Origin of the sequence: Pseudoalteromonas lipolytica, assembly GCF_001306915.1 — a bacterium.
Taxonomy (GTDB): Bacteria; Pseudomonadota; Gammaproteobacteria; order Enterobacterales; family Alteromonadaceae; genus Pseudoalteromonas; species Pseudoalteromonas simplex.
Window position 1 is genome coordinate 131,462 of sequence record NZ_LJTC01000012.1, and the last position, 8,539, is coordinate 140,000.

Here is an 8,539-nt window from a genome sequence, read left to right on the forward strand (position 1 = left end):
TTCTAATTGGCGCTGATTATACCCTAGGGAACAACAGCACGGCTAATTGGGTTTTGTAATGAGATCAGCGTTTCTGTTGATTGAATAGCTTCGATGGCTTGTATTTTGTTAATTAACACATCTTGTAGATGATCAATTGAGCGTGCCATCACTTTGATAAATATACTGTAATTACCCGTGGTGTAATAGGCTTCTACGACTTCTTCTAGCTCTTTTAAATGCAGTAACGTTTGTGGGTAATCACGGGCATTGTTGAGGTTAATACCAATAAAACAGCAAACATCGTAACCAAGCTGTTTGGCATCAATACTGACTTGGGTGCCTGTAATAATTCCCGCTTGTTTCATCTTTTCGACTCGAACATGAATAGTTCCGGCACTTACTGCAAAGCGTTTAGCAAGTTCTGCATACGCTGTTCGCGCATTTTCCATTAAAGCATTAAGGATGTTTTTATCGAGATTATCGATTTGATAATTTTCCATGGTATTTATTAGTGTTAATTATTGAATCAGTAAAATTTATAACATTATTTTTATGAAAATTTCAATGTTAAGTTCTTTTTATTGCGGGTTATTGAAAATTATCTTTGTTTAGTTGAGGATTGTTTTAACAGAGGGGCCAAGCAGCGGGCTTCTCTAATCAAGCAAGTAACAATAACTGGGAATGAGGCCAATTATTATGAGTTCACACTACCTGCAGCAACAGCAGCAAATTAGTAAAGTAAAACAGTTTTTTTCAAGCCAATTAGAACAACAATTAGGATTAGTTGAGGTACAAGCGCCGATCTTGGCAAAAGTAGGCGATGGTATTCAAGATAACTTAAGCGGTACTGAAAATGCTGTATCGGTAGCAGTGAAAACAATTCCGGGTAGCCAATTTGAAGTAGTGCACTCTTTAGCTAAATGGAAACGCAAAACCTTGGCTGATTACGATTTTTCGGTAGGTGAGGGGCTCTATACGCATATGAAGGCGCTTCGCCCAGATGAAGAATCTTTAAGCCCAATTCACTCGGTGTATGTTGACCAATGGGATTGGGAAAAAGTAATTTGCGAGAGTACTGAGCGCACCTTAGACAAGCTAAAAGAAACCGTAACATCACTTTATCAGGCTATTAAAGCAACCGAACGCTTTGTATCAAGCGAGTTTGGTTTAACGCCATTTTTGCCAGAGCAAATCACCTTTGTACACAGTGAACAGTTACGTCAGATGTATCCTGACTTTACTGCAAAACAACGTGAAAAAGCGGTAGCACAAGAATACGGTGCGGTATTTTTAATTGGTATAGGCGGCACACTTGCCGATGGCAAAATTCATGACGTACGAGCACCGGATTATGACGATTGGTCAACCCAAACCTGCAGTAAATTTGCAGGCTTAAACGGTGATATTTTAGTTTGGAACCCGGTGCTAGAAGATGCCTTTGAAATCTCTTCAATGGGCATTCGTGTAAGTCCTGATGCATTAGCTACACAATTAGCGATTACAGGCGACCAAGCTCGTTTAGAGTTTGATTGGCATAAACAGCTACTTGCGAAGCAGTTCCCGCAAACAATTGGTGGTGGGATTGGTCAATCACGACTCGCTATGTTGCTGTTACAAAAACAGCATATCGGGCAAGTACAAGTTGGTGTTTGGCCTGAACAGCTAAAACAGCAAGTGGAAGGAATTCTCTAAGTTAAGATTAATGACCCTGGTAAAAAGAGGCTTAAAGCCTCTTTTTTATTAACTGGTTTTAAACTCCACCTCAACCTTGTTCTCTTCAAGCTTAACCTTGCAAGGGGGGTACTTACGGTTTGTACGTAGCACTTTTTCAAAAATATGTATTTCTACCCCTGAGTGCAATGTTTTGTTAACGACTAATTGCGCATCTTCAAGTAAATCATGCAAATGATGCTCTAAACTTGAGAGTTTTTTCTCAAGCATTTCAGCTTGCTCGCAATAGTGCATTTGTGTGGCCCCTATTTTGGCCAGAAGAGTTTTTTTCTTTTCTGCATCTTTTACTAAATCCGCTTTTTCGATAGCCGCTTGTAAGGTATCAAGTTGCGAATCTGTTTGTGCTAAATCTTTGAAGCATTGGTCTGTTTGTGCTGTTACATCAGCACCTGAAGCCGCTAAGTTAATCACCATCTTCGCGCCTGATTCATTGCCAATTTCGCCAGCAATAACTATTTGAGCATCTAAAATTTCACCGCCAAATAGTTTTCCTTGGGGGTTATCTTCTTGGCCGACTTGCAACAATTTAGTGGCTTTCATTACACAATGGCTGGCTTGACGGTCGATGAGGATATTGTTTGCTTCAAGGTAGCTGTATTGACCATGTGATAAGTGAATGTCGCCTTGGCTGATGATATTACATGATAACTTTTTATCTTCGAGTTGGTGGCCAATTACGCCTTGTTTTATGGTGATATCACCAGCTGCAGATAAATGACCAGACTCTACAGTGCCCATAACTGTTATATCGCCTTTAGCATTAATACGCATTCCCGGCTCAACATTATGAGTTACAATGACGCTACCTTCAAAATCTACATGGCCGGTTTTTACGTTGACATCGGCAATGGTAAAAATATCATCAACACGCATGCCATTCGCGATATCTACTGGAACACCTGCAATGGCTGAAATAAGTTCAAGCGGATTATTTTTAGATATTTCGGTACCTTCACCAGCAACTAGAGTGTTACTTTCACCAGGCTTGGCTGGTAATACATCACCGGTAACAGTAAAGCCTTCTTTACCTGGAGTCGCAGGGATTTGCTTGATAAGTAATACGCCGGGTTCGACACTGGCGAGCTTGCCAAAATCACGCATATCGACAGTACCATCTTCACGCAATTTGGGTTTTTTTAAGCGATCTTTGAGCGTTTCAACTTGAGAAACTAGTTTTGATGGTTGGCCATCGATAGGTAAGCGACCTTTTGCTAGCACGCCTTTAGCGACTTCTCCTGCTGGTAACTCAAACTGTTGTTGTAATAGCTGTTCCAAGAAAGCTTGTTTGTACCCGCGAGCAACGCCCGCTCTGATAAGCTCCTTTTTAGCTTCATCAAGCGTCATAACTTTGCCGCCTTCAGCAAGAGTAAGTTCGCCTGTAGCAAGCATTTTATCATCGCTTAGGGTTACAACTAGGCTCGCATCATGTTTTGAGGCAACAACAAGCATGCGCTCGTTAGAGTCACTTTTGAAGAATTTATTGATAGCTTCATGATCCACTCTGCATTCGCAAAATGGTGACTTTTCTAATGCTTCGATAATAAACGCAGCACTAGGAGGCGAGTTTTCATGAACATCTAATAAAACGTTGCCGTTGTGAGCGAGCTTAAACACGTGGAGATCCTTTTTGACTACATTAGCTAAAGGTTTTATTTGTTATAACAACAGAGTGCTAGAGATTTGCTAATGAGTCAAGAATTTCGGGTGAGGGAAGTAATAACTTTTTCTAAAAAAGTGCCAGCAACTTTGTGTTGCTGGCAGGGCTGATTAGTTTGTTGAAGGTAGCTCCATGATACCGTCAATCTCAACTTGCACACCTTTTGGTAACGCACGTACGCCAATTGCGGCGCGTGCAGGGTATGGTTGCTTAAAGTACTGGCTCATTACTTCGTTGACAATCGCAAAGTTAGATAAGTCAGTTAGAAAGATATTTACTTTCACCATGTCTTGAATTTGGCCGCCGGCAGCTTGGCAAACAGCTGTTAGGTTTTTGAATACTTGGTGAGTTTGCTCAGTGAAGTCTTCAGAGATCACTTCCATTGTTTCTGGTACAAGTGGAATTTGACCTGATAAATAAACAGCCGTGCCTACTTTAACTGCTTGGCTGTAAGTACCGATAGCTGCAGGCGCATTATCAGTAGAAATAAAAGATTTGTTCATGATTATCCTTGTTACTTTTTACGATAGACTCTTTGCACATCAGGCATAACGCGAATGCGGCGCATAATGTTAGCAACATGAACGCGGTTTTTAACCGTGATGCCTAAATCTATCATGTATAAATTACTTTCTTTTTCGTCAGTCGCTATTTCAACAATATTGGCTTGGGTTGAGGCAACAACATTGGTTAATTTAGCCAGCGCACCTTGGTGATTAATAATCTCAATACGAAGGGCAGCAATATATTCTTTCTCTGGGTTATCGTCCCATTTTACAACGAGGTATTTTGAGCGCTCTTTTTCCCAACCACGAATATTTTTACATTCTTGGCGGTGAACCGTAAGGCCTTTACCTTGGCTTATATAAGCTGTAATTGCATCACCCGGGACTGGGCGGCAGCATTTAGAGTAATTAACTAACATGCCTTCAGTACCGATAATGGTCGCTTTTGCTTTTTGTGCTAGGTCGTCTAGGTCGTCTGCATCAACTTGCATCAAGCGTTTTGCAATTAGCACACTCATGAGATTACCTGAGCCTATTTCTACTAGTAGCTCAAGGACGGTATTTAGTTCATGCTCTTGAAGTACACGGCGAATGTTTTCATCTGGAATATCATCCAGTTTGGTTTCACCAAGTGCTGAGTCTAGTAAACGTCGACCGAGCAGCATGGCTTCTTCATGCTGTTGGCTCTTCAGGTAATTGCGAATACCTAAACGTGCTTTACCTGTTACAACGAAGTTTAACCAAGTTGCATTAGGGTGTGCTCCAGAGCTGGTGATGATTTCGACCGTTTGCCCTGTATCAAGCGCTTTGCTGAGTGGGTGAGGTTTACGGTTAACGCGTGCCCCCACACAGGTATTACCTACATCAGTATGAACTGCATAAGCAAAGTCGACTGCTGTCGCACCCATGGGTAGCTCAACGATACGGCCATCTGGCGTGAAAACATAGATCTCTTCAGGGAATAGCTCTGTTTTAACGTTTTCAACAAACTCAAAAGACGAACCAGCGCTTTGCTGAAGTTCCAGTAAGCTTTGCATCCATTGGCGAGCACGTTGTTGTGCTGTGTTGCCTGCATTATCACCGGCTTTTTTATACATCCAGTGAGCAGCGACCCCTTTATCTGCCATATGATCCATATCGTGGGTACGAATTTGAATCTCAACAGGAATACCATGAGGGCCAACTAATGAGGTATGAAGCGACTGATAGCCGTTAGTTTTTGGTACAGCAATATAATCTTTAAAGCGAGTTTCGATTGGCTTGTAAAGGTTATGCGCAACACCTAATACGCGATAACAGGTATCCATATTATCAACATTGATACGAAACGCGTAGATATCCATCACTTCGTTAAACGACAGCTCTTTATTAAGCATTTTTTTGTAAATGCTATACAGGTGTTTTTCGCGGCCAGATATAGTTGCTTCGATGCCAGACTCTTCTAAACGCGCTTCAATTTCAGTTTTAATATTACTGATAACTTCTTTACGGTTACCACGTGCTTTGACTACTTCTGATCTTAATGCGCGATGGCGCATCGGGTATAACGCTTGAAAGCCTAAATCTTCTAATTCATTTTTAATATCGTGAATACCAAGGCGGTTCGCAATTGGTGCGTAAATCTCTAGGGTTTCACGGGCAATGCGACGGCGTTTGTCAGGGCGCAGTGCGCCTAAAGTACGCATGTTGTGAGTACGGTCAGCCAATTTAATTAAGATCGCGCGAATATCTTGCGTCATCGCCATGATCATTTTGCGGTAGTTTTCGGCTTGGAATTCTTTTTTATCTTTAAAGCTGAGTTTATCTAGCTTACTCACCCCTTCAACAAGCTCGGCAACGGTGTCGCCAAAAATTTCAGCTAAGTCTTGTTGGCTAAAGTCAGTGTCTTCAATCACGTCATGCATCAGGGCAGCCATCAGCGTTTCGTGGTCTAAGTGCATGCCGGCAAGTATTTGTGTCACTTCGACAGGGTGGGTGATATAAGGCTCGCCACTTGAGCGTGTTTGGCCTTCGTGGGCTTCGCGAGCGACCACGTATGCTTTTTGTACCAGCTCAATCTCAGCGGGTGGTAAGTATTCGGATATTTTCTTTTTGAGGCCTTCGAATAGATACAAAGTCACACTCCAATGCGCAAATGAAGTAAATCGGTAACGGTATGAATAGAATATACGATGAAAAGAAGGGCTTGCCAACGGCTAGTGTAGAAATACTAGCCGTATAGCTAAATCAAAGCGGGGAGCTTGATTACTGGTTGCCACCTACGATAGCAGCCACAGCAGCCATTTCTGCTGCTTCTTGATGTTGTTGTTCTTCACGATCAATTAAGTCCATAGAAGAGCTATCTACTAACCCTTTCTCAATTTCACGTAAAGCAATAACCGTTGGTTTGTCATTTTCAGCATCAACGAGTGGATCTTTACCACCAACCGCGATTTGGCGGGCACGACGAGCCGCAACTAAAATTAAGTCAAAACGATTACCAATTGCATCTACTGCATCTTCAACAGTTACGCGAGCCATCTTAGCACTCCAAATAAATTCTTAAGCAAAGGCGTAGTTTACTGTACCAAGTTAAATTCGCCAATAGCTTGTGGTTAATTTTTATCTTATTCTTAAAAAAGTATTACTTAAGTAAGTTCTCTAATAACGCCTGATGGCGCACAGTTTGGCTTTTTAACGATAAACGTTTAGCCATAACGATCGTTTCGATTTCTGTAAGTGCAGTATCAAAGTCATCGTTAACAACAACATAATCATACTCATTATAGTGTGATGTTTCTGATTGTGCTTTTGCCATTCTTCCTGCGATTACCTCAGCAGAGTCTTGACCACGGTTATTTAAGCGTGATTCAAGTTCTTCTTTTGATGGTGGAAGAATAAAGATAGTCTCAACATCATCAACTAATTTGCGGATTTGCTGAGCACCTTGCCAATCGATATCTAAAAATACGTCAATACCTGCTTCAAGTTGGCTTTCGATTGCTTGCTTAGACGTACCATAGTAGTTATCAAACACTTGCGCCCATTCAAAAAAGTCATTTTTCTCAATTAGCGCTTTGAACTCATCAACAGAAACAAAATGATAGTGCACACCGTTTTCTTCACCCGGACGAGGTGAGCGAGTGGTATGCGAAACCGATACTTTCATATCGCTGTGTTTCTCTAATAAAGCACTAATTAAGCTTGATTTACCAGCCCCTGATGGAGCTGACAAGATAAATAAATTTCCGCGAGTTTGCGCCATGATCTGTCTCTAATAAAAAATAAACAGGCTCGGACTATCGCTAATCCAAGCCTTTAATTGAACTATTGTACTTTATTTCGCTAAAAGTGCTCAAGTTTGCCTGCTTTTAGACTTTTCAAAAACAAAAGACCCAGCAGGTGCTGGGTCTTATAAAAAACTGTAAAGCGTGCTTATTCAATATTCTGAATTTGTTCGCGCATTTGCTCGATTAACACTTTTAGTTCTACCGCAGCGTTTGTGATATCACTGTTGATAGACTTTGATGCTAATGTGTTTGCTTCACGGTTAAACTCTTGCATCATAAAGTCTAGGCGTCGGCCACATGCGCCGCCTTTAGTTAAGATTTTTTTGGTTTCTTTAACATGCGACTTTAAGCGGTCAAGTTCTTCAGCAACATCTTGCTTTTGCGCAAGGTAAATAAGCTCTTGCTCAAGGCGAGACTCATCGATGTCTGTTTTTAGTTCTTCTAGCTTTTGGTTTAGTTTTTCGCGCTGCCATTTAGCGATTTCTGGTAAGTGGCCTTCAACAATAGTTACTTGCTCTAAAATAGCATCAAGGCGAGTTGCTATCATTTCTTGTAAGTTTGCGCCTTCATCGCCGCGAGCTTGTTTAAAATCTTCAATCACTTCATCGAAGCCTGCAATTAGCGCAGTGTGTACGCTATCCATATCGAGCTCTTCGGCTTCCATAACGCCAGGCCAACGTAAAATATCAACAGGGTTGATGTCGCCTTTACTTTGGTTTTGCACCCATTGAGCGCTTTTAATTAATTGCTCAGCGAGTGATTCGTTAATCGTTAACTCACCAACATGCGCTGGATTTGCAGCAAACTTTAAGAAAACTTCAACTTTACCGCGTTGTAAATGTTTACGTAAACGCTCACGAATAACCGGTTCCATGCCACGAAATTGCTCAGGTGCGCGGATAAAAGTTTCAAGGTAACGTTGGTTTACTGAACGAATTTCCCAAGTGCCAGTGCCCCATTCGCCTTTAATTTCGCGGCGCGCATAAGCTGTCATGCTGTGGATCATGGATGATTTCCTAGTGTTATTAAATTTACAAAGTTGACTGATTATACCGAATCAGCTTTTAACCTCTAGCGTAAATTTTCTGAAATGTGCTTTTCTGATGCAGTTAATTATGTAAATGAACATGGCATCTAGCACCACATCGACTTATAATGTGGCAAATTCAGAATTAAGGGGATCGTTAATGCGTCCAAGCGAAAGAACACCTAACCAAATTAGACCGGTTACATTCACACGTAATTACACTATGCATGCTGAAGGTTCAGTATTAGTAGAGTTTGGAAATACTAAAGTTTTGTGTACAGCAACTGTTGAAGCTGGTGTACCACGCTTTATGAAAGGCCAAGGTAAAGGTTGGGTTACGGCTGAATACGGTATGTTACCTCGTTCA

General features: G+C 41.4%; 9 protein-coding genes (1 of these 9 only partly in view). 2 read left to right on the top strand and 7 right to left on the bottom strand.

All coding sequences use genetic code 11. The annotated features are described in order from the left end of the window. Positions 1-23 precede the first annotated feature (23 nt). Entirely contained in the window at positions 24-482 is a 459-nt protein-coding gene (gene asnC / locus AOG27_RS17135) for a transcriptional regulator AsnC (protein ID WP_054554220.1), read from the bottom strand. Positions 483-678: 196 nt separating this feature from the next. Between asnC and asnA the strand changes: the two genes are divergently transcribed. Further along, positions 679-1,674: an aspartate--ammonia ligase gene (gene asnA, locus AOG27_RS17140; protein WP_054554221.1), complete on the top strand. Its 996-nt coding sequence runs from the start codon at positions 679-681 to the stop codon at positions 1,672-1,674. A 48-nt stretch (positions 1,675-1,722) separates the two neighbouring features. On the opposite strand, the gene AOG27_RS17145 is transcribed toward asnA, so the two are convergent. The 6 genes from AOG27_RS17145 to AOG27_RS17170 all read right to left on the bottom strand — a co-directional run bounded on the left by AOG27_RS17145 (position 1,723) and on the right by AOG27_RS17170 (position 8,151). Beyond that, positions 1,723-3,327: a DUF342 domain-containing protein gene (locus AOG27_RS17145; protein ID WP_054554222.1), complete on the bottom strand. Its 1,605-nt coding sequence runs from the start codon at positions 3,325-3,327 to the stop codon at positions 1,723-1,725. 153 nt (positions 3,328-3,480) lie between these two features. Continuing rightward, complete coding sequence (locus tag AOG27_RS17150) at positions 3,481-3,873, bottom strand: RidA family protein (RefSeq protein ID WP_054554223.1); 393 nt, start codon at positions 3,871-3,873, stop codon at positions 3,481-3,483. Between the two features lie 11 nt (positions 3,874-3,884). Beyond that, positions 3,885-5,990, bottom strand: a complete 2,106-nt coding sequence (gene spoT, locus AOG27_RS17155; RefSeq protein ID WP_054554224.1) for a bifunctional GTP diphosphokinase/guanosine-3',5'-bis pyrophosphate 3'-pyrophosphohydrolase — start codon at positions 5,988-5,990, stop codon at positions 3,885-3,887. Positions 5,991-6,120: 130 nt separating this feature from the next. Continuing rightward, positions 6,121-6,396 (bottom strand): DNA-directed RNA polymerase subunit omega, encoded by a 276-nt coding sequence (gene rpoZ / locus AOG27_RS17160; protein ID WP_054554225.1) that lies wholly within the window; start codon positions 6,394-6,396, stop codon positions 6,121-6,123. Between the two features lie 103 nt (positions 6,397-6,499). After that, entirely contained in the window at positions 6,500-7,120 is a 621-nt protein-coding gene (gene gmk / locus AOG27_RS17165; protein WP_054554226.1) for a guanylate kinase, read from the bottom strand. A 170-nt stretch (positions 7,121-7,290) separates the two neighbouring features. Next, positions 7,291-8,151, bottom strand: a complete 861-nt coding sequence (locus tag AOG27_RS17170; RefSeq protein ID WP_054554227.1) for a YicC/YloC family endoribonuclease — start codon at positions 8,149-8,151, stop codon at positions 7,291-7,293. 181 nt (positions 8,152-8,332) lie between these two features. On the opposite strand from AOG27_RS17170, the gene rph reads away from it, so the two are divergent. After that, a protein-coding gene (gene rph, locus AOG27_RS17175) for a ribonuclease PH (protein ID WP_054554228.1) crosses the window boundary here: on the top strand, positions 8,333-8,539 show its start. Its footprint extends 507 nt past the window's final position; 207 of the gene's 714 nt are visible here — the first part of the coding sequence; the start codon lies at positions 8,333-8,335; its stop codon lies beyond the right edge, outside the window.

Bases quoted from the DNA above. Each gene is read 5' to 3' on its own strand.
- AOG27_RS17150 (WP_054554223.1), bottom strand. From the start codon at position 3,873: ATGAACAAATCTTTTATTTCTACTGATAATGCGCCTGCAGCTATCGGT.
- gmk (WP_054554226.1), bottom strand. From the start codon at position 7,120: ATGGCGCAAACTCGCGGAAATTTATTTATCTTGTCAGCTCCATCAGGG.
- rpoZ (WP_054554225.1), bottom strand. From the start codon at position 6,396: ATGGCTCGCGTAACTGTTGAAGATGCAGTAGATGCAATTGGTAATCGT.
- AOG27_RS17170 (WP_054554227.1), bottom strand. From the start codon at position 8,151: ATGATCCACAGCATGACAGCTTATGCGCGCCGCGAAATTAAAGGCGAA.
- asnC (WP_054554220.1), bottom strand. From the start codon at position 482: ATGGAAAATTATCAAATCGATAATCTCGATAAAAACATCCTTAATGCT.
- asnA (WP_054554221.1), top strand. From the start codon at position 679: ATGAGTTCACACTACCTGCAGCAACAGCAGCAAATTAGTAAAGTAAAA.